26 protein-coding genes are annotated in these 26,213 nt (G+C 63.0%); 13 read left to right on the plus strand and 13 right to left on the minus strand.

Annotated elements, in window-relative coordinates; genetic code table 11:
• Positions 1 to 14 precede the first annotated feature (14 nt).
• Positions 15 to 1,691 carry an alkaline phosphatase family protein gene (locus tag ACTHN9_RS11920; protein WP_440536966.1) on the minus strand — a complete coding sequence of 559 codons (1,677 nt, stop codon included), beginning with the start codon at positions 1,689 to 1,691 and terminating at the stop codon, positions 15 to 17.
• Positions 1,692 to 1,996: 305 nt separating this feature from the next.
• Here ACTHN9_RS11920 and ACTHN9_RS11925 point away from each other — a divergent pair, with 305 nt between their 5' ends.
• Complete coding sequence (locus ACTHN9_RS11925; protein ID WP_440536967.1) at positions 1,997 to 2,311, plus strand: hypothetical protein; 315 nt, start codon at positions 1,997 to 1,999, stop codon at positions 2,309 to 2,311.
• Positions 2,312 to 2,460: 149 nt separating this feature from the next.
• On the opposite strand, the gene ACTHN9_RS11930 is transcribed toward ACTHN9_RS11925, so the two are convergent.
• Positions 2,461 to 2,631: a hypothetical protein gene (locus ACTHN9_RS11930; protein WP_440536968.1), complete on the minus strand. Its 171-nt coding sequence runs from the start codon at positions 2,629 to 2,631 to the stop codon at positions 2,461 to 2,463.
• Between the two features lie 254 nt (positions 2,632 to 2,885).
• Between ACTHN9_RS11930 and ACTHN9_RS11935 the strand changes: the two genes are divergently transcribed.
• From ACTHN9_RS11935 to ACTHN9_RS11950, 4 genes are all read left to right on the plus strand, one after another.
• Positions 2,886 to 3,845, plus strand: coding sequence for a chemotaxis protein CheV (locus ACTHN9_RS11935; protein WP_440536969.1), 960 nt, complete (start codon positions 2,886 to 2,888; stop codon positions 3,843 to 3,845).
• A gap of 140 nt (positions 3,846 to 3,985) precedes the next feature.
• Positions 3,986 to 4,321 (plus strand): helix-turn-helix domain-containing protein, encoded by a 336-nt coding sequence (locus tag ACTHN9_RS11940; RefSeq protein ID WP_440536970.1) that lies wholly within the window; start codon positions 3,986 to 3,988, stop codon positions 4,319 to 4,321.
• Entirely contained in the window at positions 4,318 to 5,679 is a 1,362-nt protein-coding gene (locus ACTHN9_RS11945; protein ID WP_440536971.1) for a HipA domain-containing protein, read from the plus strand. Before ACTHN9_RS11940 ends, ACTHN9_RS11945 begins: the two co-directional genes overlap by 4 nt.
• Before the next feature lie 214 nt (positions 5,680 to 5,893).
• Positions 5,894 to 6,445 (plus strand): hypothetical protein, encoded by a 552-nt coding sequence (locus ACTHN9_RS11950; RefSeq protein WP_440536972.1) that lies wholly within the window; start codon positions 5,894 to 5,896, stop codon positions 6,443 to 6,445.
• Positions 6,446 to 6,616: 171 nt separating this feature from the next.
• Here ACTHN9_RS11950 and ACTHN9_RS11955 read toward each other — a convergent pair whose 3' ends face one another.
• Positions 6,617 to 7,486 (minus strand): transporter substrate-binding domain-containing protein, encoded by an 870-nt coding sequence (locus ACTHN9_RS11955; protein ID WP_440536973.1) that lies wholly within the window; start codon positions 7,484 to 7,486, stop codon positions 6,617 to 6,619.
• 806 nt (positions 7,487 to 8,292) lie between these two features.
• Between ACTHN9_RS11955 and ACTHN9_RS11960 the strand changes: the two genes are divergently transcribed.
• The 3 genes from ACTHN9_RS11960 to ACTHN9_RS11970 all read left to right on the plus strand — a co-directional run bounded on the left by ACTHN9_RS11960 (position 8,293) and on the right by ACTHN9_RS11970 (position 9,674).
• Complete coding sequence (locus tag ACTHN9_RS11960; RefSeq protein WP_440536974.1) at positions 8,293 to 8,646, plus strand: hypothetical protein; 354 nt, start codon at positions 8,293 to 8,295, stop codon at positions 8,644 to 8,646.
• Positions 8,647 to 8,648: 2 nt separating this feature from the next.
• A complete protein-coding gene (locus ACTHN9_RS11965; RefSeq protein WP_440536975.1) occupies positions 8,649 to 8,993 on the plus strand; it encodes a hypothetical protein in 345 nt (114 codons plus the stop codon).
• A 183-nt stretch (positions 8,994 to 9,176) separates the two neighbouring features.
• Positions 9,177 to 9,674 (plus strand): adenylate kinase, encoded by a 498-nt coding sequence (locus tag ACTHN9_RS11970; RefSeq protein WP_440536976.1) that lies wholly within the window; start codon positions 9,177 to 9,179, stop codon positions 9,672 to 9,674.
• A 188-nt stretch (positions 9,675 to 9,862) separates the two neighbouring features.
• On the opposite strand, the gene glmS is transcribed toward ACTHN9_RS11970, so the two are convergent.
• The 5 genes from glmS to ACTHN9_RS11995 form a co-directional block, all read right to left on the minus strand.
• Positions 9,863 to 11,680: a glutamine--fructose-6-phosphate transaminase (isomerizing) gene (gene glmS, locus ACTHN9_RS11975; RefSeq protein ID WP_440536977.1), complete on the minus strand. Its 1,818-nt coding sequence runs from the start codon at positions 11,678 to 11,680 to the stop codon at positions 9,863 to 9,865.
• Positions 11,681 to 11,791: 111 nt separating this feature from the next.
• Positions 11,792 to 13,153, minus strand: a complete 1,362-nt coding sequence (gene glmU / locus ACTHN9_RS11980; protein WP_440536978.1) for a bifunctional UDP-N-acetylglucosamine diphosphorylase/glucosamine-1-phosphate N-acetyltransferase GlmU — start codon at positions 13,151 to 13,153, stop codon at positions 11,792 to 11,794.
• A 128-nt stretch (positions 13,154 to 13,281) separates the two neighbouring features.
• Positions 13,282 to 14,274, minus strand: coding sequence for a tRNA 2-thiocytidine(32) synthetase TtcA (gene ttcA / locus ACTHN9_RS11985; protein ID WP_440537011.1), 993 nt, complete (start codon positions 14,272 to 14,274; stop codon positions 13,282 to 13,284).
• A 41-nt stretch (positions 14,275 to 14,315) separates the two neighbouring features.
• Entirely contained in the window at positions 14,316 to 14,717 is a 402-nt protein-coding gene (locus ACTHN9_RS11990) for a dihydroneopterin aldolase (RefSeq protein WP_440536979.1), read from the minus strand.
• A 96-nt stretch (positions 14,718 to 14,813) separates the two neighbouring features.
• Complete coding sequence (locus ACTHN9_RS11995; RefSeq protein ID WP_440536980.1) at positions 14,814 to 15,635, minus strand: SDR family oxidoreductase; 822 nt, start codon at positions 15,633 to 15,635, stop codon at positions 14,814 to 14,816.
• A gap of 13 nt (positions 15,636 to 15,648) precedes the next feature.
• Here ACTHN9_RS11995 and ACTHN9_RS12000 point away from each other — a divergent pair, with 13 nt between their 5' ends.
• Positions 15,649 to 16,869, plus strand: a complete 1,221-nt coding sequence (locus tag ACTHN9_RS12000; protein ID WP_440536981.1) for a class I SAM-dependent methyltransferase — start codon at positions 15,649 to 15,651, stop codon at positions 16,867 to 16,869.
• 185 nt (positions 16,870 to 17,054) lie between these two features.
• On the opposite strand, the gene ACTHN9_RS12005 is transcribed toward ACTHN9_RS12000, so the two are convergent.
• From ACTHN9_RS12005 to ACTHN9_RS12020, 4 genes are all read right to left on the minus strand, one after another.
• Entirely contained in the window at positions 17,055 to 18,299 is a 1,245-nt protein-coding gene (locus ACTHN9_RS12005) for a multifunctional CCA addition/repair protein (RefSeq protein ID WP_440536982.1), read from the minus strand.
• Positions 18,296 to 18,946, minus strand: coding sequence for a glutathione S-transferase family protein (locus ACTHN9_RS12010; protein ID WP_440536983.1), 651 nt, complete (start codon positions 18,944 to 18,946; stop codon positions 18,296 to 18,298). Before ACTHN9_RS12010 ends, ACTHN9_RS12005 begins: the two co-directional genes overlap by 4 nt.
• A gap of 110 nt (positions 18,947 to 19,056) precedes the next feature.
• The gene (locus ACTHN9_RS12015) at positions 19,057 to 20,013 is read right to left on the minus strand and encodes a complex I NDUFA9 subunit family protein (protein WP_440536984.1); all 957 of its coding nucleotides are present in this window, start codon (positions 20,011 to 20,013) and stop codon (positions 19,057 to 19,059) included.
• 78 nt (positions 20,014 to 20,091) lie between these two features.
• Positions 20,092 to 22,077 carry a transglycosylase SLT domain-containing protein gene (locus ACTHN9_RS12020; protein WP_440536985.1) on the minus strand — a complete coding sequence of 662 codons (1,986 nt, stop codon included), beginning with the start codon at positions 22,075 to 22,077 and terminating at the stop codon, positions 20,092 to 20,094.
• A 31-nt stretch (positions 22,078 to 22,108) separates the two neighbouring features.
• On the opposite strand from ACTHN9_RS12020, the gene ACTHN9_RS12025 reads away from it, so the two are divergent.
• On the plus strand, positions 22,109 to 22,717 hold the full coding sequence (locus ACTHN9_RS12025; RefSeq protein ID WP_440536986.1) for a 5-formyltetrahydrofolate cyclo-ligase: 609 nt from the start codon (positions 22,109 to 22,111) through the stop codon (positions 22,715 to 22,717).
• A 119-nt stretch (positions 22,718 to 22,836) separates the two neighbouring features.
• On the opposite strand, the gene ACTHN9_RS12030 is transcribed toward ACTHN9_RS12025, so the two are convergent.
• Positions 22,837 to 23,349 (minus strand): winged helix DNA-binding protein, encoded by a 513-nt coding sequence (locus ACTHN9_RS12030; protein ID WP_116139718.1) that lies wholly within the window; start codon positions 23,347 to 23,349, stop codon positions 22,837 to 22,839.
• A gap of 176 nt (positions 23,350 to 23,525) precedes the next feature.
• Here ACTHN9_RS12030 and pxpB point away from each other — a divergent pair, with 176 nt between their 5' ends.
• Genes pxpB through pxpA form a run of 3 tightly spaced genes read left to right on the plus strand, consistent with a single transcriptional unit; the run spans position 23,526 to position 25,999 of the window.
• On the plus strand, positions 23,526 to 24,179 hold the full coding sequence (pxpB, locus tag ACTHN9_RS12035; RefSeq protein ID WP_440536987.1) for a 5-oxoprolinase subunit PxpB: 654 nt from the start codon (positions 23,526 to 23,528) through the stop codon (positions 24,177 to 24,179).
• Complete coding sequence (locus ACTHN9_RS12040) at positions 24,176 to 25,225, plus strand: biotin-dependent carboxyltransferase family protein (protein WP_440536988.1); 1,050 nt, start codon at positions 24,176 to 24,178, stop codon at positions 25,223 to 25,225. The genes pxpB and ACTHN9_RS12040 overlap by 4 nt, the downstream gene beginning before the upstream one ends.
• Positions 25,226 to 25,246: 21 nt before the next feature.
• Positions 25,247 to 25,999, plus strand: a complete 753-nt coding sequence (gene pxpA / locus ACTHN9_RS12045) for a 5-oxoprolinase subunit PxpA (protein WP_440536989.1) — start codon at positions 25,247 to 25,249, stop codon at positions 25,997 to 25,999.
• The last annotated feature ends 214 nt before the right edge of the window (positions 26,000 to 26,213 follow it).

The following is a 26,213-nucleotide window of genomic DNA, read 5'->3' on the forward strand; positions in this document are numbered from 1 at the left end:
CTTTGCGCTAGCGCTTACCGATCGTCCCCGATCCCCGGCAAGACGCTCGTGCCTTCGGCCCGCACAGCGTGCAGCCACTCGGGCTTCAGATCGAGCAGACGCAAGATCGTCGGCGCGACCTGTTTCGTCTGAACCGGTGCCGAGATCGTGCGCGCATGCTCGATCCCAGGCAACGATACGAGCAGGCCGAGATGGCTGTCGTCGGGGGCGTTGCCGCCGTGCTCCGCGTCCTTCTTCTTGCTCGCGCTGTAGATCACGCCCGGGTTCGGCTGCACGATGATATCGGGCGTACGGCCCAGTGCCGGGTCGCCGAAGCGGCGAGCCAGGCGCGGGCCGTACAGGATGTACGCTTGCGGCCCGTCGGCGCAAATGCCGGGCGCGTTACAGCCGAGATTGGCATTCAGCGTCGAAACCGCTTGCGACAGTTGCGAGGGGTCGCGCAGCCAGATCAACCCCACGTCGTCGGTCTGCACCATACCGGTCCCGACAAGGCCCGAGCCGTCGTTCAGGTTGCCCGTGCTCGTATTGTTCTGGCCGAAGTTGCCGTTCGGATCGAGATAGTTGTTGGCCTCGAGCAGCTTCGTCAGCGTATCGCCGTTCTTCACAAGCTTGGTGTGATCGGTCGGCGAATTGCCGTGCTTCGCCGTGACGACGATCGCCGTGCTCCGATAGAGATCGCGCTGTTTCAGTTCGCTCACGATGCGGCCGATCGCGGCATCGGCATACGCAATCGCACCCGAGACTTGCGGCCCCGGCGTGAAGTCGGCATCGAGATAGCCGCCGCCCTTTGCGAAGGGCGCCTTCTCGGCCACGCTGAGTGTCTGAAAGTCGCCGCCAAACACCGTCGGCACTGGCGAGTTCTTCGTGCCCGTCGAATCCTTGCCGTCGATCTGGTTGAGGATCGCCTGCACGTGAAGATCGTCGAACTTCTCGGTATGCGTGTAGACGTCCGTGTAATCGGTATTCGTCGCCGGATCGATCGAATTGATTTCCGTGCGCGCGAGATCGTCGACGCCCTGTCCCGACGGACCGTTCACCCAGTCGTAGCCCCAAGCGTGTTTGTCGGCCCAGGCCGTGTGCGCGCCGGGGATATGCGCCTTGATCACTTCGAACAGCGTATTCGTCTTGATGTAATCGTGCGGATACACGCTCTTGCACACACCATTGACGAGCGCATGCGGAATCGCTTGCGGGTTGAATGCGCCGCCGCCGTTCAAATGCACTAAGGCGCCGCCGTTCTCGGCGTCGATGCCCGTGGTTTCGTCGAAGACCACGTTCCAGCCTTGCTTGCCCGTGCAGTTCGTGTCCGACGGCGCGTAGAGCGTACGGTCGTAGGAGACGTCGTAGAACAGCCCGGCCGTCTTGGGCGAGCCGCCCGTCAACAGCGCCGCGAGACCCGGGAACGAGTCGGACAAGCCAGGCGTATGTGCGTCGGTATAGGTGATGCCCGATTGCGCGAGCACGGCCAGGTTCGGACATGTATTGGCGCCGACGCAGCGTGCGAGATCTTGCTCGTGCAAGCCATCGATGCTGATGAGCAGCACGTGACGGATATCCTTGCTGTCATGGTCATGATGGCCACGATCGCGATCGTGCCCCTGCGCCAACGCCGCACCGGGCACACCGGCCATTGCGATGACGGCGCTTGCCACCGCCGCTCCTAGATACGACCACCGCCTGCGAATTTCCATGCTTGCACCTCGTTTATTGTCGGACCGAAAACGGGAAAGGGAAAAACGGACTGCGAAGGGTCGACTGTCGGGGGGGAATGCGAAGCGGTGATGAAATTCGCCTTTCAATCAGCTATCGATCTGGTAAGACGAATGCGAATCCATGTGGATTGGGAAATTCGTTCCGAAGGAAGACGAACGAAGATGGATTCGGGCGCCATTCGGCGAATCTTGCCGAATCTTGGCGATCGCGCGTCAACCGTCGCGTTCGGGCACCGTTAACAGGGAGAAGCGTTCCGCTTCACGCCACTTCAGGAGGGATGGTCATGTTGAACAAGTTTGTCTTGGCTGCGATCGCGGGCATGTTTGCAGTGGGCATGGCACACGCCCAAGCTTCGGCGACCACCGCCGCCGCGCCCGCTTCCGCGATGGGCGGCTGCGACGCCAAAGCCGTCGGTAAGAACGGCAAGCCGCTCGCCGGCGCCGCTAAATCGTCGTTCATGAAGAAATGTCAGGCCGATGCGATGAAATCGGCCAAGGCCGGTTGCGAAACCAAAGCCGTCGGCTCGAACGGCAAGCCGCTCGCGGGCGCGGCCAAAGCCTCGTTCGTCAAGAAGTGCGAGGCCGACGCCGCGAAGTAACGCGGCAAGCGAATGCGGCGACATCGCGTAGCGAACCGCGTCGGCGCGGAGCGGTTCGCTGCTGTCGTTTTCGCTGTTGTTTCCGCTGTCCGCACACGGGAGCGGACTCGCTCGCTCCCGTGCGCCGCCTACCGTTTCGATCGCGCGAGCTAGCCGACGCTCGGCTCGCCTTCGCCGGGCTGCCTGCCCGGTTTATCCGCCGGCGACTGCCGACGCGATTTGTCGTCGCGCTCCGGCATGCGGCTGCGTGCATCGTCGCTATGATGCGCCGGCTTCGGCTGATCGGCCATTCGTTGCGGATCGTTGCTGCTTCGGTTCATGGTCGCCCCCCACGGTCGTTGCATTGGCCCAGTTTCGGCTGCAATAAACGGGCCGCACGCGCAGCGGGTTTTCTCGGACGCCGTTCGCCTGCCCGTGCCCCCTTCTCCGAGCATCCCACCCCGTTTTTCCCGCATCGCGAAAAATGTAACGAGGCCTTAGCTTTCGCCTTGCGCCGCCGACAACCAGATTGATGGCGCATTCCACGCACGCAGCGGTTCGGGATGCGGGTCGGATTTCATATTGAGGGGCAAGCATGTCTACCCACGACATCATGCACGATGAGCGTACGCAGCTCACGAGCAAGAACAAGTTCGAACTTCTCCTGTTCCGTCTGGGCACCGCACGGCCGGGCGCTGTACCGGGGTTGTACGGTATTAACGTTTTCAAGGTTCGCGAGATCATTACGAACCGCGAAATCACGCCGATCGCCGGTGCCCCCGAGGCAGTGACGGGTGCGATCGACATTCGCGGCCAGATCATTCCGGTGATCGACCTGTGCCGCCTCACGCACAACACGCCGTCGCGCGAGCCGAACATTCTGTTGATTACCGAGTTCGCGCGCACGACGCAGGCGTTCGCGGTCGAAGACGTCGACGATATCGTTCGGCTCGAATGGAGCCAAGTGCATCCGGCCGAATGCGCCGGCGGCACGGGCTATATCACGAGCATCGCGCGCTTCAACGGCGAATCGGGCGAGTTGCGTTTGGCTCAGGTGCTCGATGTCGAGCAAGTCATGCGCGACGTCTTCCCCGAGCAGCATCGCGACGTGAACAAGGCCGAACTCAGTGCCGAGGTCAATTACGCGGCCGGCGGCGGCAAGATTCTAGCGGCCGACGATTCGGCGTTTGCGCGCACGTTGCTCGACCAAGCCTTGACGGCCATCGGTGCGCCGCATGTGATCGCCAACACGGGCGAGGAAGCGTGGCAAATGCTGTTGCGCTACGCGGACGAAGCGGAAAAGGAAAAGGTGCAGGCGCGCGACAAAATCTCGCTCGTCATCACCGATTTGGAAATGCCCGAGATGGATGGGTTCATGCTCACGCGCCGAATCAAGGCGGACGAGCGGCTCAAGCACATTCCGGTCATCATTCACTCGTCGCTGACGGGCTCCGCGAACGAGGCGCACGTGCGCAATGCGGGGGCGAATGGATACGTAGCCAAGTTCGCGCCGAAGGAACTGTGCGACGCGATTAGCGAGGCGTTGGCGTCGTAGGTTGCGGCCTCATGACGGCAGCATGTTTCCAATATAAGAAACAATTGACAACTCGCCGCCGCTGGTAGCAATATTTCCCAGATTGGAAACAAATGAGGTTCGTGTGCGTACGCCCACGATTCTTTCCGATTTGGGAAACTATGGCTCGTTCGCTTGAGCAGCCCGGCCGGCCGCCTGCTGCACAGATTTCGACGCTCGACGCGCTAGGGGTGCTTGTGCGCCACCGGCGGCTCGAACTGGCACTCCGTATCGACGATGCCGCGCACGCGTGCGGCGTGGCGCCCAACGTCCTGTCTCGTCTAGAAAACGGCAATTCCGTGGGAGTCGATCGGCTCTTGCGCATTCTTTCCGGACTGGGCCTCGGAATGCTCGTCACGACGAAGGAGAACGCGCTTCGCTACGCAGCAGAGCAGCGTAGCGACATGCCGGTTCCCACCGACGTGTTCGCACACAAGAAAATTGAAGGTGAGCTGTGAGCGAGCATCTTCTGCACGCCTCCACAGGCGGCATGCTTGTTGGCCGGCTGACGCACGAGACCCGCGAGGACCACTATCGCTTCGACTACGCGAAATCGTGGGTAGACAGCTCGGATTCCTTCTACCTATCACCCGCGATTCCATTGGAGCGCGCCCCCGAGAGCAGGGGCGCGGTACATCGGTTTCTCGAAAATTTGCTACCGGAAGGTCGCGCGTTGGATATCGCGTCCATCGTGAACCAAGTGTCGAAAGGCAATACGTTTGCCCTCATACACGCGCTCGGGAAAGAACCTGTTGGAGCATTCAGCTTTATGGCGTTCGACGCGAGCGAGGGGGAGGCCGCACGCCTGGTGCGTGCCGAGCAACTCGAGCCGATCCGCAGGCCTCTCCCCGATGAAGAGCTGAGCCAACGCATTCGCGAGCGCGACACGATCCCATTTCCCGTTTGGGACCGGCGAGTGAGACTGTCTCTTGCTGGCTATCAGGACAAGCTGCAGGTACTTGTCGAGGGTAACGAGCTTTCGCTGGCCGACGGTTCGCTGAGTTCGACGCATCTGCTCAAGCCCGAAAGTCTCAATCCGCGCATGCCGTTCATGGTTGCAAACGAGCACTTCTGCATGAGTTTGACTCGGCGTCTCAAGTTTCCCGTCGCGTCGGTATTCATCCGGCGGATTCCCGAACCTATTCTTCTTATCGAGCGCTTCGACCGCAGGGTCGAATGGAAGGACGGAAAAGCAGATAAGGTTTTCCGGCGTCATGTCATCGATGCCTGCCAAGCACTGGACTTGCCCTCTACCTTTAAGTACGAGCGTAACTTGGGCGCGGGAAAAGACGTACGAAACATTCGCGAGGGTGTCAGCTTTGAACGGCTATTCTCGCTGCTGGACAAAATGGTGACGCCTGCCGCTGCAAGGCCCTTTCTGCTCCGCTGGGCGCTGCTCCAGTTAATGCTGGGCAACAGCGATGCGCATGGGAAAAACATTTCTATGTTCGTGGGCCGTGCTGGCTTAGCCCCCGCGCCGATGTACGACCTCGTTTCGGTGAATGTGTATGGCGACGATGTCGAGGCGGACATGGCGATGGGCTATGGCGACGCCTTTACGCTAGAGGAGATCACGCCGCACGCACTGGCAGACTTCGCGGTGCGCACGCGAACACCGCGTGCAGCGCTCGCGCGTGAGATTGCGCGAATGGCAGAAGCGGTGCTCCGGCATGCGCCAGAGCAGGCTGCGTCTGAAATCTATCTGGGCGAGGAGCGCGCCCATGTCAGAAAGATCGCCGAGTTTGTTTGCGCTCAAGCGACCCGACTGCGCGCGCTTGCCCCTCAAGTTTCGAAGATGGATTCCCGTTTGCTGTAGATTCGTCCGGTCGCAAAGCTCGACAAGACAGTCCGCGCGTGCGGAAAGTCCAACCGATGCCTCGAACGCAAAACGCAATGCCGATAACCCGAATGGATTTGGTATAACATCGCGCGCTCGGCGAAGTCGCTTTGCCGGACGATATCGCGGCGGGTGCCTTGCAACAACCCACCGCTCAAAAAAACAATCTTTGTTTGCGACCGAGGATAAGAAGATGACGCAGGAAATGAGTAAAAAGGAAGTGCGCCTGAAGGTGAACGCGATGCTTTCGGCCGGTGAAAAGAAGCAGGACGTTTTCTCTGCCCTGTCGGGACGAGGCGTCAAGGATCGCGTCTTGGCGTACTACATCGCATCGTATATCGACCCGCAGCGCTGCGCGCAAAACAAGGTACACCGAGGGGTCGTCATCGCGCTCGGCTACCTTCAAGTGCTGGTGGCTATTGGCGCGACGGTCTTCCTTACAAGTGAAACGACGGTGACTTTCGGGCTGGTGTTCGGCGCATTTGTGCTCGCGTTCGCCGGCTTGTTCGTGTGGGGATTCACGAAAAACATTGTCGGTGTCTATAACGCGTTCCTCATTCTGACACTCACACAAACGCCGCGGCAACTCGAGGGTTTTTCGGAGAATCCCACTGCGACTGTGATCGGGCTGGCGATTGGCGCCGCGATCTACGCTTACGTCTGGTTTGTCCGGCAACGGTTGTTTCCCGACTTCGTCTTCTGGTGGCCCAGGAAGGCCGGTGGTCAGTATGTGTTCGCCGATTGAGACCGCACTCGCGACGGCCAAGTAGAAGCCGTTTTGTACCTTGTTCCGCGGCATCCGTCCAATCGAGAGGGCGGAGCTGCGAACGGTGTATTTTCCCCGCTGAAAAATCAGTGAGGACTCGCCCTCGTCCCGCCGTATTTTCGTTCTTAAATTAACCCATCGAAGGCGTGGCTACGGCGTGATATCTCTGTGAAACCACTTCTCGGAGAGCTTTTTCACCGTGCCGTCGGCCAGCGCGGCCGTAATGGCGGCATCGAATCGCGCTCGCAAATCCGCATCTTCCTTGCGCAAGCCCATCGCCTCGCCGGCGCCCCACCGCGGGCTGCGGATTTCCGGGCCCGCCACATGAATCCCGTTTTTGTCGGCATATTCGATGTCCGATGCGAACGTCGAGATATCGTCGAACACCGCATCGATCTCATGATCGATGAGATCCAGGTCACGCAGCGTGGATGAGTCGTAGGTACGGATCGTTGCGACGTCCTTGAAGTTGTCGTTGAGGAATTTCTCGTACACCACGCCCGACACGATGCCTATCGACTTGCCCTTGAAAAGCTTGCGCAAACTATCGATGGCAGGCTTATCGGCGACGGGGTCACCGGTCAGTTCCAGGATCGGCGCATTCGGCTGCGCCTTGGGCAATACCTTGTCGTCCATCACGGCGAACGTCGCCGGCACGCGGGTGTATGGCTTGGAGAAGTCGATGACTTTCTGAAGGCTGCTCCGGATCTCGATCTGGTCCATCACCGCGTCGAATTTTCCCGCTTGAAGCCCCGGAACCAACTCCTTCCATTCCCCGGCGGTCAGCGTGCATTTCAGCTTGGCGCGCTCGCACAAATTCGCCGCCAACTCGGGCTCGAATCCGTGCATCTCGATCCCGTGGTCCGGGGGATCGTTGAAATTCCAAGGCGGGTTGCCATATTCGAAGGCGATCGTTACCGACTTCCATTCCTTCGCGTGCACCGGCGCGGCGAACGTCGCCGCCAGTGCGAAGGCCACGCCCATTGCTCGAATCGCGTGGCGGATGCGTGTTCCGTTCATGCAAATACCCCTCTGTAGAAGATGCGTGCGGGACGCGGGCCGGCTCGCAGGTTTTCCGACGAAGATGTCGTTATCGTGCCGAGGATTGTCCGGCATGTTACCCATTTAGCAATCGGTTCGCACGTTGATACGATGAATCTTCGATGCAATGAGGTTTCGGGGCAATACTTCGGCGCGTTAAAGCGCGATCGCACCACTACGATTCTCCTCGATATTTGTTACAGAGAGACGAAGGCGTTCTTTATAGAAAAGGCAAATTGAAAGCTTCACGGCCGCATTCGCATTAGCGCACATGACGCGACTGAACGCCGAAGGCCGGTTTCACCGGCCTCACTCATAGCACCACGGGCGAACTCGGTAGCTCGTCGCGCGGAGGGCATTGTGCTGGAAAGTGCACCCGCAATAGTTCCGTGACTTGTGCGATACCCCGAATCACACCAGCTTCGTACTTCACACTACCTTACGTCCACGGGAGTTCCGCGCGCGGTTATGCCATTTCCATTTTTCTCTTATTCGCATTCACCTTCAATTCAACTTGCAATATCCGTAGCAATCGTGCTATTTATTCACCGCACAACATAAAAACCGAGGGCGTGACAGCATGAAACGTAATCTCCTGATGGTCGGTGACAAGTCGTCCGCCGGCGGAACTGTCTTGGCTATCCTGTCCAAGATGCCGTTTACGAACAAAGGCAAGGCAAATGGATGTATCAACGCCTCTATGGTAGTTACGGCGATTTGCACGCTGGCGTATGGGGAGGCATGAGCAAGCACGTGCGCTGGAACCTCGCGCAGTTCAACAATCTATGAAGCTCCGGGTCACTATCGTCGCCCTTGTGGTCATCGTCGCATGCTATTTCGCGGCGGGAACACCTGCGGTTGGCGTGCTATTCAAACCCGCAGTCCTAGCCGACGCCCTCGCGCTCAAACCCATTACATACCACTGGGCGAACCGCCTCGATCGAACGACTCCGGAAGCGGAGTTACTGGCGAGTCGCTTTTACGTGCTGATACTCGCAGTGGTGAGTGCGATGGCAGCCATCCTCGCGTTCCGCGTCGATGCCCCCCGGCACCGCTTCGCGTTCGTTTTTTCTTGGTCCATCGTGCTGCTTGCTATCTTGGCATATGCGCAGATGCAAGCCTTCTATACGGTTGGATAACTATGAAGCTGCGGGCGAGCATTCTCGTGTCACTGTTTGCTGGCTTTGTTTCGCTGATCGGCCTCGTCCTTACCCTCGGGGCGCTCGCTGCCCTCAAGAGCGTCGACGAACTCCATCGTCTCCTGACATTCGACTACCTCAGCTTTGTCGACGGCCAGACAGTGGGCGGCATGGTCAGTGATTTTTTCAACGGCGTCGCAGCGCTTCTCATCGGTAGTGTGCTGTTCACGAATGTGGACCGTGTTCGCCGCGTAAGCAAGGCCGTAGCAGGCGTCCTGCTACTATTCATCGCGCTGACGCTTGTCTACTCGTGCCTGAACCCTCGCATCGGAATTCGGTGGTACTGATGCAGGAACGAGGGTGTGATGCGAATCTGGAGGCGAGATCTCCTGACTCTATGCCGGGTTACCGCTTGAAGGACTAGCGGAAATCAGGGCAAACGAGCACGAGGGCCGGCGCGAAGACGGCCGCGTGATTAGGGCCCGGCGGTCAGTTTTACTTCGGCGACTATCCAAACGACGAGCACCCGCATGGATTTGCACAGAACCCTGGTAGTGGGAAATTCGGGCTCCGGAAAAAGCTGGCTCGCCGAACGAATCGCAAATCGCTTAGGGTCACACTATGTAGACCTGGATTCGATTCATTGGCTTCCGGGCGGGTACAACGTTCCGCGCGAGCGCAACGAGGCCCTTCAATTGCTGGGAGACGCGGCCAAAGCCGATCGATGGGTCATCGAAGGCATTTACGGTTCGCTCATCAATGAGGTCCGCAACGACTCCACCGCGCTGATCTGGCTGTGTCTTGACGAAGCTAAATGCGTTGAGAATATTCGGCAGCGCGGTATCCGCCGTGGAGGAGACGCGGCTTCATTCGCCGCGTTGTTGGATTGGGCGTCGACGTATCGAAGCCGCCAGGGAGCGAGTTCGTACCTTGGCCACCAGAAACTGTTTGACGAGTATGGAGCCGACAAGCTGATTCTTCGATCACGCGATGACGTAATGGCCTTCGTCGATCGTTGGGCAGCGTAGCCTTCGTGACTTCACGGTGCGCTAACAGGCAGATATAAGTCGCATCGGCGGCGTCAAGATGGCGTTGGCGACCCGCTTACGACCCACTGGCTCTTCTCTGAGCAGATGACGACGACAGGCATGGGCAATCGTCGATGCGTTGCCTCAGCCGCCCCGCCCGTCACCACGTTCGTCGCCCCCCGCCCCCTTCACTCCACCGTGACCGATTTCGCCAAATTCCGCGGCTTGTCCACATCGGTCCCACGCGCACACGCCGTGTGATACGCGAGCAACTGCAGCGGCACCACGTGCAGGATCGGCGAGAGCATGCCGTAATGCTCCGGCATCCGAATCACGTGCATGCCTTCCTCGTTGACGATCTTCGTATCCGAATCGGCAAACACATACAGTTGGCCGCCGCGCGCCCGCACTTCCTGCATATTCGACTTCAGCTTTTCCAGCAGCGCATCGTTCGGCGCCACCGTCACGACCGGCATCGCTTCCGTCACCAGCGCGAGCGGCCCATGCTTCAATTCGCCGGCCGGATAAGCCTCGGCATGGATATACGAGATTTCCTTGAGCTTAAGCGCACCTTCGAGCGCGATCGGATAATGCAGCCCACGCCCGAGGAACAACGCGTTCTCCTTGCGCGAAAATTCTTCCGACCATGCGATGATCTGCGGCTCGAGCGCCAGCACGCTATTGAGCGCGGCCGGCAAGTGGCGCAACTGCTTCACGTAATCGGCTTCCTTGGCCGCATCGACATGGCCGCGCATCTTGCCAAGCGTCACAGCCAACGTGAAGAGCCCGACGAGCTGCGTCGTGAACGCCTTGGTCGATGCCACACCGATCTCGCGCCCCGCGTGCGTCAAGAATTGCATTTGCGTCAAACGCACCATCGCGCTCGTGGCGACGTTGCACACGGCCAGCGTATGCCGATGGCCGAGTTCCTGCGCATGCTTGAGCGCGGCCAGCGTATCGGCCGTCTCGCCCGATTGCGAAATCACGACCACGAGCGCCTTCGGATTCGGCACCGACTCGCGATAGCGATATTCGCTCGCGATCTCGACTTGCGTCGGGATCTTCGCGATCGATTCGAGCCAGTACTTCGCCGTCAAGCCCGAGTAGTAGCTCGTGCCGCAAGCAAGAATCAGAATGCTGTCGATCTCGTCGAACGCCGCGCGCGCCCCTTCGCCGAACAGATTCGGTTCGAAGGAATCGGTAGCCGGGATCGTGTCCGTGATCGCGCGCGGCTGCTCGAAGATTTCCTTCTGCATGAAGTGCCGATACGGTCCCAGCTCCACCGCGCCGCCGTACGCTTGCACAGTGCGGATTTCGCGCTCGGCAATCTGGCCGTCGCGATCGGTGATGCGCACGCCGGCGCGCGTCAGCTCGGCCACGTCGCCCTCTTCGAGGAACATGAACTGGTCGGTGCTGCCCGCGAGCGCCAGCGCATCCGACGCCAGGAAGTTTTCGCCCTTGCCCACGCCGACGACGAGCGGCGAGCCCTGCCGCGCGCCCACCACTGTGTGCGGCTCGTCCTTGTGCACGACGGCGATCGCATAGGCGCCGTGCAACTGCTTCACCGCTTCGCAAACGGCGTCATACAAGTTGCCGCGATAGAGGCTATGAATCAAATGCGCGATGACTTCGGTATCCGTTTGCGAAACGAATTCGTAGCCCTTGCCGCGCAGCATCTCGCGCAGCGATTCGAAGTTCTCGATGATGCCGTTATGCACGAGCGCGACGGTATCGCGCGAGAAAATCGGATGCGCGTTATCGGTCACCGGAGCGCCGTGAGTGGCCCAGCGCGTATGCGCGATACCGGTCGTGCCTTCCAGGTGCCCTTCGTGCACTTGCGCGTCGAGATCGGCCACACGCGCCACGCTGCGCGCACGGCGCGGTGCGCCGTCCGTCAGCACGGCGACGCCGCACGAATCGTAGCCGCGATATTCGAGGCGGCGCAGCCCTTCTACGAGGACGGGAACGATATTACGCTGCGCGCAAGCGCCGACGATGCCACACATGGGGATTCTTCCTTTCGCAAGTCCTGCTTCGTTCTTTAATCATGCGGCGCACTCGCGTCCCAGTCGGTGCGGGAGCGAGCGCGGCGCCGTCGTCGCGCAAATCGATACGGCTTAACGCTTGTTCTTGACCGGGCGGACGTAGCCGTCGCGCGTCACTTGCGTCTTTTCGTTGAGGACGAGCGCCCCTTCGGGCACGTCTTTCCACACCGTCGTGCCCGCCGCGATCGTGACGCCGCGGCCCACGCGCACCGGTGCCACCAGTTGCGTATCCGAGCCGACGAAGACATCGTCCTCGATCACGGTGCGATGCTTGTTCGCGCCGTCGTAATTGCAGGTGATCGTGCCCGCCCCGACGTTCACGCGCGCGCCGATGTCGGCGTCGCCGATGTAGGTCAGATGGTTCGCCTTCGCACCGACGCCGAGCGTCGCGTTCTTTACTTCGACAAAATTGCCGACATGCGATTGCTCGCCCAACACCGCACCGGGCCGCAGCCGGGCGTAGGGCCCGAGCACGGCATGCGCGCCGACTTGCGCGCCTTCGATGTGCGTGAACGCGTCGATGCGCGTCCCGGCGCCGATCGTCGCATCGCGCAGCACGCAGTTCGGGCCGATCGTCACGCCGTCCGCCAACGTCACGTTGCCTTCGAACACGCAATTGACGTCGATCGACACGTCGCGCCCGCACGTGAGTTCGCCGCGCACGTCCAAGCGTGCCGGATCGATGATCGTCACGCCAGTGCCGAGCAATGCATCGGCCAGATTGCGCTGGTGGATCCGCTCGAGTTCGGCCAATTGGGCCTTGCTGTTGACGCCGAGCGTTTCCCATTCGTCGTCGGGCTGCGTCGTCACGACGTCGAAGCCTGCTTCGATCGCATGTTCGACGACGTCGGTCAGGTAATACTCGCCCTGCGCATTATCGTTGCGCAGCGCGCCGAGCCACATCGCCAATTGGGCGGTGGGCGTTACGACGATGCCCGTATTGATTTCGGCAATACGCAGTTCGTCCGGCGACGCATCCTTCTGTTCGACGATACGCGTCACATAGCCGCCCGCGTCGCGCACGATCCGGCCATATCCGGTGGGATCGTCGAGCGTAACCGTCAAAATCCCGTAGCGGCCTTCGACGGCCGCATCGGCCAGCCGCTTAAGGGTCGAGGCTTTCGTGAGCGGCACGTCGCCGTAAAGCACGAGCGTGGGATGCGCGGGATCGAGCAGCGGCAAGGCTTGCTGAACCGCATGCCCGGTGCCCAGTTGCTCCGCTTGCAGCGCAAAGGCGACGTCCGGCGCCGCGACGGCTTCGCGAACCGCATCGGCACCGTGGCCGACGACGACGACGATCCGCGCCGGATCGAGCGCGCGCGCCGTATCGATGACATGCGAGAGCAGCGGCCGGCCGGCCAGCCGGTGAAGCACCTTCGGCAGCGCGGAGCGCATCCGCTTGCCGGTGCCTGCAGCCAATATGACGATGTTCATGGCATCGACGAAAATTTAAAATACAAAGTAGGCGATTTTATCATGCGGAACAACGCTCAAAAGCCGCGCGTCAAGGCACCGAGAATAGCCCCTTCGCCCGACTGGCCGGCGTCCAAGCCGGCCTCGCATTACAGATCGTCGTACGGCACGAACGAAATCGTCTGCCCAGCGCTCGCCCCGCTGCCCTCGGCCGTCTCCGGGCTCGCGCACGGCTCGTCGTCGAATGCGATATCGCCAAGCGGATCGGCTTGTCCCGTCGCCCGCAGATCCGCGAACGGAAACAGCTTCGAATCCATCAAATGCGACGGCACGACATTCGATAGCGCATTGAACATATTCTCCACGCGCCCCGGAAAACGCTTGTCCCAATCGCGAATCAGCGCTTTCATTTCCGCACGTTTCAGGTTGGGCTGGCTACCGCACAGGTTGCACGGAATGATCGGGAACGCACGCAATTGCGCGTATTTCTCGAGATCGACTTCCTTCACGTAGGCCAGCGGCCGAATGACGATGTTCTTGCCGTCGTCCGACTGCAGCTTGGGCGGCATGCCCTTGAGCTTGCCGCCGTAGAACAGGTTCAGCAGCATCGTCTGCAACATGTCGTCGCGATGGTGCCCGAGCGCGATCTTCGTCGCGCCGAGTTCGCCGGCCACGCGATAGAGAATGCCGCGGCGCAGCCGCGAGCAAAGCGAGCAGGTCGTCTTGCCTTCGGGCACGACACGCTTGACGATGCTGTAGGTATCCTGGTTCTCGATGTGAAACGGCACACCGACTTGCGTCAGGTAATCGGGCAGCACATGTTCGGGAAAGCCGGGCTGCTTCTGGTCGAGATTGACGGCAACGATGTCGAAGTCGATCGGCGCGCGCTCGCGCAAGCGCAGGAGGATGTCCAGCATCGCGTAGCTGTCCTTGCCGCCCGACATGCACACCATGACTTTATCGCCGGCTTCGATCATGTTGAAGTCGCCGATCGCCTGGCCGACCTGCCGTGCCAGCCGCTTGAACAGCTTGTTGTTCTCGTACGCTTCCTTTTGCTCGCGGCGCGTGAGCACGCGGCGCTCGCCGCCTTCGTCGGATGCCTCGCCGTGCGCTGCCTGCGCAGGTGCGGTGGACGGTTCCATGCCGATGGCCGCGCTTTCGGGCGCGAGTTTCTCGGGCGCGTTCATGCCGATTCCTCTTTGATGCGAAATACCTCGACGCCCACGGCGTCGCAATCCGGATAGACGTCCGGCTTCTCTGTCGACACCGATACGCCGCGCACCCGCGGGTGTTCGAGCATCATGGCGGCGATGTCGTCGCACAGCGTCTCTTGCAGATGGATGTGGCCCTTGCCGACGCGCCGCGCGATGGTCGCGCGCATGAAGTCGTAGTCGAGCACCTCGTGCAGTTTGTCCTCGATCGGTGTCGTTTGCGCGAGCGGGACGAACAGTTCGACGTTGATGACGACGCGCTGCTCCCCGCGCTTCTCGAACTCGTGCACACCGATGTTGATATAGACCTCGTAATTGCGCAGGAACAGCCTGCGGCAGTCGGCGAGCCGGGGATGCAAGAGAGCGGCAACCATGTTCGTTCCAATCAAAATATGCGCTGTCTGAGCGCGAAAGGCCCTGTTATCCCTGGGCCGGGGCCGGGCAGACGCGCGCGGTGGGCGCGGCGTGCGTCAGCGCGTCAAAAACATCACGTCGCGCGGCAAGGGCACCAGGTGCTGGCCGCCGTCGACCACCAACGTCGCGCCCGTCACCCCGCGCGCTTCCGCCAAATAACAAGCCGCGTCCACGACGTCGCCGGGGGTCGACGCCCGGCCGAGCGGCGTCACCCGGTGCGCCTGCGCGAACTCGTCGGGTGTCTGGTCCGCCGACTGCAGCGTGAGCCCGGGGGCGATCGCCACCACCCGCACCTTCGGCGCGAGTGCTTGTGCGAGCGTCACCGTGGCCGTTTGTAGCGCCGCCTTCGACAGCGTGTACGACAGGTAGTCGGGATTCAGGTTGTACAGCTTCTGATCGAGCACGTTGATGACGACGCCGCGCAACGATTCGTCTTCAATCGCCGCATCGGGCGTCGCCTCGTACAGCGTGCGCGCCAATACGAGCGGCGCGCCGACGTTGATCGCCATGTGCGCGAGCAGCGTCTCGTAGCCGACGTCGTGCGCCGTATCTTCGACGAAGCGCGACGCGTTGTTGACGATGCAAACGGGCCGCCCGAGTGCCTGCGTGCAGGCCGCCACGAGCCCCGCGACTTCGCGCTCGACCGCCAAATCGGCCGCCAGTGCGACAGCGCGGCGGCCGAGGGCGCGAATTTGCGCGACAAGCGTATCGGCTTCGGCACGCGATGCCCCGTAATGGACGGCGACATCCCATCCCTTGGCCGCGAACCCGAGCGCGAGCGCGCGCCCGATGCGCCGCGCCGCGCCCGTCACGAGCACGACACGTGCGGGCGCCGCTTGGGGGCCGGCGTCACGGCGAGAATCGACGGAAACGGTCATTTACAATGCGGGAATGAATCGACATGCTCACGAACCCGCTAGTTTACCCGTTCCGGCCGCCGATGCGCTCGGCGCCAGTGCCGAACTTGTCACGCGCATCCGCGATGCGGTCGCGGCCGCCGGCGGATGGCTGCCGTTCGATCGGTATATGGAGCTGGCGCTATACACGCCGGGGCTCGGCTACTACAGCGGCGGCGCCCGCAAATTCGGCCGGCGGGCCGAGGATGGGAGCGACTTTGTCACGGCGCCCGAACTCTCGCCGCTCTTTGCGCGCACGCTCGCCCGGGCGGTGGCCCAGGCGCTCGACGCAAGCGGCACGAGGCACGTCATGGAATTCGGCGCCGGCACGGGCCGGCTCGCTGCCGGGATGCTTGCGGCGTTCGAAGCGTTTGGCACGCCGCTCGACAGTTATGCGATCGTCGATTTGTCGGGTGAATTGCGCGAGCGCCAGCGCCAGACGATCGACGCGCTCGGCGGCGCGCTGGCTTCGCGCGTTCGCTGGCTCGACGCGCTGCCCGAGCGCTTCGAAGGCGTGATCGTCGGCAACGAGGTGCTCGATGCGATGCCGGTGCAGCTCTACGCCCGCACGGGCGGCATCTGGCATGCGCGCGGCGTGGGCTTGGACGAGACCGGTGCGCTGCGCTTCGAAGCGCGTGGGCTGGATACGTCTTCCGTGTCTTTGTCGAAGGAAGATTCGGCGGTGCTCGCGCAATTGGATGCGGAAATGGCCCCCGATCTCGACTACGTCGCGGAAACGCACTCGGCGGGTGCGGCGTTCACGAAAACCGTTTGCTCGATGCTGACGCGCGGCGCGGCGATTTTTATCGATTACGGCTTTCCGCGCGGCGAGTATTACCACCCGCAGCGCACGGAGGGCACGTTGATGTGCCACTACCGGCACCATGCGCACGGCGATCCGTTCCTCTATCCGGGGTTGCAGGACATTACGGCGCATGTCGAATTCACGCGCATTGCGGAGGCGGGCGTCGAAACCGGGGCGGATCTGCTCGGCTATACGTCGCAGGCCCGCTTTCTCATGAATGCCGGGATTACGGATGTGCTGTCGGAAATCGATCCGGCCGATGCAGTGCATTTCCTACCGGCTGCCAATGCCGTGCAGAAGCTGTTGTCGGAGGCGGAAATGGGCGAACTGTTCAAGGTGATCGCGTTCTCGCGCGGCATCGAGGGGACGCTCGATGCCTTCGCGCGAGGGGATCGGACGCATACGCTTTGAGGCGGGGCGGTTTACGCTTGTGCCAGTTCGGAAGGCTCGCCTGTCAGGGGACGGCTGTGCGGGTAGTCTTGGCGCGCGCCGACAATGCGGACGATTTCAATCACGCCAGCTTTCGGCTTCACCCGGTAAACGAGCACGTAGTTCGGAGAAAGGACCATTTCGCGTGTGCCGCGGAGCGCCCCCCTCTATCCGTTCCCATTGCCAAGCGCCCCCGCCACCGCCTCGGCCCGTGCCCGGTGCACGGCATCCTTGATCTTCGCCGGATCGTTCTTGAACGCCTGCGCCACCGCGCCCGCATCCACACCGCGCGCGGCCGTCAGCGCCACGCGCAGCCGCTCCGCCTGCGGGTACTCGCGCGCCTCGAACCCAAGCCGCCCACGCGCGTCGGCCTCGCATGCCTGCAGCGCTTCCGCGAAGCGAGCCGGCTTGCGCAGCGCATCGCAGCGCTCGAACAATCGAACGAGCGCCGGCGCACCCATCTCCATCACGCGGTGAATGTTGCCATGCTCGCGCGCCACCAGGAGCGCTAAGTCGCGACATTCGTTCGGCACCCGCAAGCGCTCGCACATCGGCCGCAGCAAATCGACGCTGCGCATCTCGTGCCCGATATGGCGCGGCAACACATCCTCGGGCGTCGTCGCCTTGCCGAGGTCGTGCGTCAGCGCGGCGAAGCGCACCGTCAACGCGTAGCGGCGAGCCGCGGTGTAGTCCACCACCATCATCACGTGCACGCCGGTATCGACCTCCGGATGGTAGTCGGCCCGTTGCGGCACGCCGAACAATGCGTCGATCTCCGGCAGCACGCGCGCCAACGCGCCGCAGTCGCGCAGCGCGTCGAACATGCGAGACGGCTTTTGCTCCATCAACCCGCGCGAGAGTTCCTGCCAGACACGCTCGGGCACGAGCGCGTCGACCTCGCCCGCTTCCGTCATCGTCCGCATGAGCGCGAGCGTCTCGGGTGCCAGCGCGAAGTCGTGAAAACGCGCCGCGAAGCGCGCCACGCGCAAAATGCGTACCGGATCCTCGACGAACGCCTCGCCTACATGGCGGAAGCAACGCATCTGCAAGTCCGCCTGCCCGCCGAACGGATCGATCACGGGCCCGATCAACTCGCCGTCGGGCCGCACTTCGCGCGCCATTGCGTTGATCGTCAGGTCGCGTCGCGCCAAGTCCTCTTCGAGCGTGACGTCGGGCGCGTAGTAGAACTGAAACCCGTGATAGCCGGCTGCCGTTTTGCGCTCGGTCCGAGCAAGCGCGTACTCCTCGTGCGTCTCGGGATGCAGAAACACGGGAAAATCCTTGCCGACGGGACGATAGCCCTGCGCCACCATCTGCTCCGGCGTAGCGCCGACCACCACGTAATCGCGGTCGGACACCGGTACGCCGAGCAACGCATCGCGGATCGCGCCGCCTACTGCGTAGATCTTCATGCGTCGTTGTCGAGATCGGCCAACCGGTGCGTTTCCCGATGGGCATCGTCGAACCATTCACGCACGGCGGGCAAGGCACGCACGCGCTCGACGTAAGCGCGCGCGGCTTCGGACAGCGGCGGCGCGTAGGTGATGAACCGCGACACGACAGGCGCGTACATCGCATCGGCCGCGCAAAACGTTTCGCCGAACAAGAACGGCCCGCCATAGCGTGCGAGGCATTCGCTCCAGATGGCGTCGATGCGCGCGACGTCGGCGAGCGTCCCCGGGGTCGCGCCTTTGCCGGCGCGTTGCGCCCGAATGTTCATCGACATGTTCGTGCGCAGCTCCGAGAACCCGGCATGCATTTCGCTCGAAATCGAGCGGGCGTGCGCACGCGCCGCGGGATCGCTCGGCCATACGCCGTGCTGCGGATAGCGCTCGGCAAGCGTCTCGATGATTGCGAGCGTTTCCCAAATCGATTGTCCCTCGTCGGTGACGAGGCACGGTACTTTGCCCGACGGCGAATGCGCGAGGATACGCGCGGTGGTGTCCGGCTCCCTGAGCGGCACGATCACCTCGTCGAACGCGATACCCATTTGTTTCAACATGACCCATGGCCGCATCGACCACGAGGAGTAGTTCTTATCACCAATGATGAGTTTCATGCGCAAGCGAACTAGCGTGGGTTGGTCGGAACATCGTGGAGAACGGCAATAGTGCCATGAGCACGCAATCGATGCTCGGCCGTGCGTACGACCGGGCGTGCCGCGCCGCTTCAGCGCCCCGCCGTCGTGCGAAATACGCTGAAGCGCGAACGCAGCGAAGCGTCGTTCAGGTACGTGGGCACGATCGCCTCGATCGCGACGGGCTCGAGATTCAACTCGGGCGCAAGCGGCCCGCTCATGACCGCGTCGCGCGTCATGGAATCGAGATTGTCGCGCGTGATGAGCGGCTCGCCCGGCAGCGCCTCGAACGTCAACGCCTGCATATAGGCGAGCGCATCGGGCAACCGCACGATACGCGGGCGACGGCCGATCATCTCGCCGCACATGCGCACGAGCGCTTCGAGCGTATAGACAGCGGGACCGCCCAGTTCGTAAATGCGGCCGTGCGCGGCATCGAGATCGAGCGTGCCGACGATCGCACGGGCGACGTCGCCGACATAGATTGGCTGGAACCGCGCGTCGGGCCTGGCGAGCGGCAGCACGGGGAACAAGCGCGCAAGCGCCGCGAAGGTATTGAGAAAGCGGTCTTCCGGACCGAAGACGACCGACGAACGGAAGATCGTCGTCGCAAGCTGAGCCGCCGCGAGCACCGCTTTTTCGCCGTCGGCTCTCGAGCGCAGGTACATGCTCGGGCCGTTCGAGTCGGCATTGATCGCGCTCATTTGAACGAGCCGATGCACGCCTTTGCCTTCGCAAGCCGCCGCGATCTTCGACGGCAATTCGACGTGCAGCTTGGCGAATTCGGGTCCATAAGGATCGCCGCGCCGACTGTGAAGCGTGCCCACCAGATTGACGACGGCGTCCATGCCCTCGACGAATCGCGCCAGCTCGACCGAATCGAACACGTCGAGTTCGATCACGTCGAGCGGCAGCAAGGTGAGGTGCGCCGCGTGGCTACGCTTGCGCGTGGCGACGCGCACGGTTTTGCCGGCCGCGACGAGCGCGTTGGCGAGATGAGTACCGATGAAGCCGGAACCGCCGATCAACGCAATGGATTGATGCCGCATTTTCGACTCCCTGCGGGCCTCCGGCGGCACGGCCCGCATGCGCTCATCGTGCGCGCCGCCCGGCGCGCACGCCCTGCCTCATTGCGCCTGAGGCAGGATGACGCCGAGCCGCTCTTTGAGCGATTGCGGGCGGCCTTCGAACAGCGCCGCGTAGTAGACGGTATTCGACAGCACGTTCTTGACGTAATCGCGCGTCTCGTTGAACGGGATCGTCTCCGCAAAAATCGCGCCGTCGACGGGACGCTGCAACGCCGCTTGCCATTGGCGCGGGCGGCCTGGCCCGGCGTTGTAGCCCGCCGTGGCAAGCACCGCGGAACCGTCGAATTGATTGTAGATCATCGACAAATACGTCGTGCCGAGCAAAATGTTCGTATCCATATCGTTCATTTGCCCAGGCGAAAGCGGCCCGATTCCGATCTTGCGCGCCACCATCTTCGCGGTGCCCGGCATGAGCTGCATGAGGCCGCCCGCACCCACCTCCGACTGCGCATTGATGATGAAGCGCGACTCCTGACGAATGAGGCCGTAGGCCCATTCCACGTCGAGCCCCGTCGATTTCGCGTCCCGCTCCACGATGTCGCGGAACGGCGCGAGGTAGCGCAACGAGAAATCGTGCTCCGTTTGCGTGCGGTCGGCCGTGTTGACGGTGCGGTCATATAGTTCGATCCGGCGCGCGTACTCCGCCACGGCCAGCAGTTGGCGATCGCTCATTCCGCGCAACGGCCAGTTCCACTCGCGGTTGCCCTCGAGCCGCAGATTCAGCGCGTAGAAGCGGCGTGCAAGGTCGAAGCCCGGCGTGCGGCTGGCGGCTTGCACTTCGGCATCGGTCACGGCCGTCTTCGGCGGCACGGTGATCTTGCGGCCCAACGCCTCCGTGGCGAGCTGACCGTAAAAATCGAAGCCCGACGCAATGCGTTCGAACTCTTGCGTCGCGAGCGCTTGATCTTCGGGGCTGCCGCTCTTTTCGAGCGCGCGCGCATGCCAGTAGATCCAAGCCGGCTGTTTGCGCAGCGCGCTCGGCATCTGCTCGATCGACCAGCGCACCATCGTCCAATCGCCCGCGAGGAGCGCACTGCGCGTGCGCCACATGTAAGCCGGATACGACAGCGGCGCGTTCGACGAGAGCCGATACCAATCGACGGCACCCGGCACCTGGCGAACCGCGCCCTGATAACCGATCGTGCCCCAGCCGATCGCGCGTTCGGCGAGCGAGAGCGAAGGCGCGATCGTCGCGAACGTGGCAGCAGCGGTAACGACGTCGTTGCGCGCCATCGTCGTGACCGCGAGCAGCGCCAGCGCGTGCGACGCCGAATCGGGCCCGATCGCACGCGCGAGAACGAGCGGCGGTGCGCTTGTCGCTTGGTCGATGAGGTTTTGATCGGGCCGCCGCGGACCCAGCGCGTCGAACAGTCGGCTCCCGACCCCCGTGGCGTTTTGCTCGTAAGCGAGGCGGATTTGCTGCCAGACGTCGTCGTCGCTGAACTGGTGGCTCATGGCCAGCGCCGTGATCAGATCGACGCAGCCGTCGCCGTAGTACTTCGGCTCGACGAGCAGCGCGCGCGCCGCTTCCGCGACGTTTTCTCCGTGAGCGGCCCGCGCTTCGAGCGCGTAGCACTTCACTTGCGTGTCGTCGTTCAGCACGAAGCGCGGATATTGCGCGTCGAAATCGTGCCAATCGTGACGGGCGCCCAACACGAGCAGGTAATCGTTGCGCAGGCGATCGGCGATCGCCTCGCCGTCGTGACGCTGCAAGAACGACAGCACGGGTTGGTCGGGGGCGTCGACGCGCGCGTGGCCGCCACTGTCGAACAGCTGCGGCCTGAGCTGAAAGTATTCGAGGTACGACGGCGCCGGATAGTTCGGAATCATCGCCGCGAGCTGCGCCGCGCGCGCCGGATCGTTGCCGAGCGCTGCTTGGCGCAAGCGCACGAAAATCTGATCGTCTGTCGGCGCGGCGGTGGGGCGCGCGTGACGTCCCGCGGAGGCCGTGCCGCAGGCGACGAGCGCCACGGCGGCGAGCGCGAAAGCGGCCGCGCGATATACTCGGGCAAAGCGTTTTGACATCGTAGTTCTAGGAGCGAATTCGGAGAGCAAATTGAGCGAAAGCATAGCACGCAACCCCTCTTCGGAATCGAAAGCCGAGCTGCGAAAACGCTTGCTGCAAGCGCGCGCCGACGCGGCCGTGCAGGGCCGTGCCAACGCTCCCCTCGCCGCGGGTTTGCGCGAGGCGCTGAACCGCTACGCGCCCCACACCGTGGGATTTTATTGGCCGCTCGACGGCGAATTCGATGCGCGCGCAATGATCGGCGAATGGCTCGCGCAAGACGCGCGGCGTCAAGCCGCATTGCCCGTCGTCGCCATGAAGGGCCACGCGCTCCGGTTTCACGCGTGGACGCCGAATACGCCGATGCGCATCGGCCACCATCGCATCCCGGAACCCGACCAAACGGAACCGGTCCTGCCGGATCTGCTGCTGGTGCCCTGCGTGGGTTTCGACGACGACGGCTACCGGCTCGGATACGGCGGCGGCTATTACGACCGTACGCTGGCGGCATGGCCGGGCACGGTCTTGCCCGTCACGATCGGAATCGCTTACGAAGCGTGCCGTGCGGCATTGCCGCGCGAAACGCACGACGTTCCGCTCGATGCGATCGTCACCGATGCCGGGCTGTTCGCCAGCCCACGTCGAATCGAGGCGCCATAACGCGCGACCCCGAGCGCCCCGGCTCGCCGCGCATGCCGCGCACTGGCAAGGGCGAGACCCGGGCGGGATGACCGGGCTCGATACTTGAGTGCCCGAGCCCCGAAGCTCGAAACTCGGATTCAGAGCGAAGCGGCCGCGCGCGCCGCCGTATCGTACAGGCCGGATGCGTTCCGCATAAGCTGAGCGGCCTCGCCGATTTGCTCGTTGGCAAGCCCGCTTTCCTTGAGCGCCGCGATGAGACAGCTTTCCCGGACTTCGCGGTATTTGTTGCACAATTCGCGCCCCGCCGGGGTGGCGGAGAAAAAGACTTCCTTGCCGGTCTTTTCGCTTTTTACATACCCTCTACTCACGAGCTTCTTCAAGGCGTAGGTAGCGACGTGCGTGTCCTCGATATTGAGCACGAAGCAAATATCGGCGAGCTTTTTCTTGCGTTCGCGGTGACTGACGTGATGGAGCAGCGAGACTTCGATCGCCGTCATGTCCTTGGCCCCAGCCGCCGACATGCATCGCACCATCCAGCGGTTGAAGGCGTTGCTCGCCATGATCAGCCCGTATTCGAATTCCGAGAGTTCGACGCTCGTCTCGGAGACGAGATGTTCCGACGATACGATCTTGGTGGGATGACGCGACATGGCAGCGAGTTGGCGAGCGGAAGATGAACGAAAGGCGTGGGCGCAGTGTACGCCGCCCACCACGCGCTCAGCACTAGCAAAAACGCTTATGGGTAAAATGTCGATAATTTATCGATAATCCTCCCTGACAGAATCCCTACGCCCGAGCGGACTTCCGCGGCCGGCCAAGGCTTGAGATGACAGAACCTCGAATTTACCCGTTCGGCGATAGCGCCCTCGTCTGCGAGGTCCCCGCGCCCGCGACGCTCGCATGCCAGGAGCGGATCTGGGCGCTCGCCCAGGCGGTGCGCGAATGGGCCCATGTGGTCGAGGTCGTGCCGGGCATGAACAATCTGACGATCGTCTTCGATCCGATGGCGGCGGATTTGGAGGCGCGCGCGGCCGAACTGGCGCTCGCGTGGGCGAGCGCCGTCGGGACTCGGCCGTCCACACGCGAAGTGGAGATTCCGGTCCGATACGGCGGCGCGGACGGCCCCGATTTGCAGGTCGTGGCCGATCACACTGGGCTCGCGATCGACGATGTCGTGCGGCGCCACTCGAGCGCCGAGTACGTCGTGTTTTTCGTCGGCTTTCAGCCGGGCTTCGCGTATTTGGGCGGCCTAGAGGCATCGTTGCACACACCCCGCCGCGCCGTCCCCAGGCTGGAAGTACCGGCCGGCTCGGTCGGCATCGGCGGCGAGCAAACCGGCATTTACCCTACCGCATCCCCGGGCGGCTGGCAGTTGATCGGACGCACGCCGGCGCAGTTGTTCGACCCGCTGCGAGACCCGCCTACCTTACTGCAGCCCGGCGATCGAGTCCGTTTCACCGTCTTGGAGATCGTCCGATGATCGAAGTGCTGCGCGCCGGCGTGCTGACGTCGGTGCAGGACCTCGGCCGAACGGGATACCGGCACCTCGGCGTTGCGCAAGCGGGCGCGCTCGATACGCTCGCGCTCGAAGTCGGCAACCGCCTCGTCGGCAATGCGCCGTCGGCCGCCGCGCTCGAAGTGACCGTCGGCCCGTTGGCGCTCCGATTCAACCGAGCCGCGCGCATCGCCATCACCGGGGCGCAATTCGCCGCCACGCTGGACGGCTCGGCCGTGCATACCTGGTGGAGCCTGCCGGTTCGCGCGGGCCAAGAATTGGTGGTGCAAGGGCCGGCGCGCGGCATGCGCGGCTATGTTTGCGTGCGCGGGGGCATCGATGTCGTCCCCGTGCTGGGCTCGCGCAGTACCGATCTCGCCGCCTGCTTCGGCGGCCTTGGCGGGCGCAAGCTGCGCGACGGCGATCGGCTGCCGATCGGTCACTGCGAGCCGCTACAAGGAAAGGCGACGGCGGTCGATGCGCCGGCATTCGGCGTCAAGGCGCCCCAGTGGTGCCGATTCGCGCAGGCAACGCGCGAACCGGCTCGGCGCGGCAAACACGCAGCCGGCGCCGAGCGCGGCGAAATCATCCGGGTGTTGCGCGGCCCCGAATACGACGCGTTCGGCGAGGCCGCACGCACGGCATTCTGGTCGGACGAATGGCGCGTGACGCCACAAAGCAATCGGATGGGGTACCGGCTCGAAGGCACCGCGCTCGAGCGCGAGCAGCCAACCGAGTTGCTGTCGCACGCGGTGCTGCCCGGCACGATCCAGGTGCCCGGCAACGGGCAACCGATCGTGCTCATGAGCGATGCGCAGACAACGGGCGGCTATCCGCGAATCGGCGTCGTGATCGCGGCCGATTTATGGAAACTCGCGCAGGTTCGTCTAGGCACGGCGGTGCGCTTCGTGCGCACGACGCGCGAGGAAGCGCGCCACGCGCTCGCCGAGGAACGCGCGTATTTGCGGCAGATCGATGCCGCGATCGCCATGCATGAAGAGCGGATGCAACGCCTGTCGCGCGCCGCTTGAGGGTTTTGTAACGAGGTAGTCATGAATATCGATTTGAACGCCGATCTCGGCGAAGGCGGCGATGCCGATGAAGCGCTGCTCGGTCTCGTCAGCTCGGCGAACATTGCGTGCGGCTGGCATGCCGGCGGCGCCAATGCGATGCGCGATTGCGTACGGCTGGCCGTGCAGCGCGGCGTGGCCGTCGGCGCGCATCCGAGCTTCCACGATCCGGCCAACTTCGGGCGCAAGGAAATGCATCTGCCGCCCGACGATATCTATGCCGGCACGCTGTATCAGCTCGGCGCGCTCTCGGCGATCGCCCAAGCGGAAGGCGTGCGCGTCGCGCATCTGAAGCCGCACGGCGCGCTCTATAACCAAGCGGCGCGCGATCCGGCGATCGCCGAGGCAATCATTTCGGCCGTGCACGACTTCGATCCGTCGGTGGCCGTGTTCGGTTTGGCCAATAGCCGCTTTATCGCGATGGCGCGCGAAGCCGGGCTGGTCGCGATCGAAGAAGGGTTCGCCGATCGCGGCTATCGCGCCGACGGCTCGCTCGTGCCGCGCAACGAACCGGGCGCGCTAATCGAGGACGACGACGAAATGCTCGCGCATGTGCTCTCGATGGTGCGCGACAAGCGCGTGCGGACCGTCACGGGCGACTGGGTGGCGCTCGACGTGCGCACGCTGTGCCTGCACGGCGACGGCCCGCATGCGCTAGCATTCGCGCAAAAGCTGCGGCGCACGCTGGACGAAAACGGCGTGGGTATCCACGCCGCGTCGTCGCTCGCGCATTGATGCACCTGCATGCGGCCGAGGCGGAAGGCCGCATGCGGGGGGTGAACGCCGGCGACAAAGAAGAAACAAAAAGACTAGAAGAATCGAAATGCGAGCGCCGCGCCTGTGCCGGGCGTCCCGCTCGCAACTTGAAGGGCAAGCGGCCGGTAGAGCCGCGGTTCGAAAGGCGAGCGATTCGGTTCGCTTCGCCTGCGTTTGCTGCGACGTGCGAGCA

It is taken from the genome of Trinickia sp. (assembly GCF_051953405.1).
GTDB lineage: Bacteria > Pseudomonadota > Gammaproteobacteria > Burkholderiales > Burkholderiaceae > Trinickia.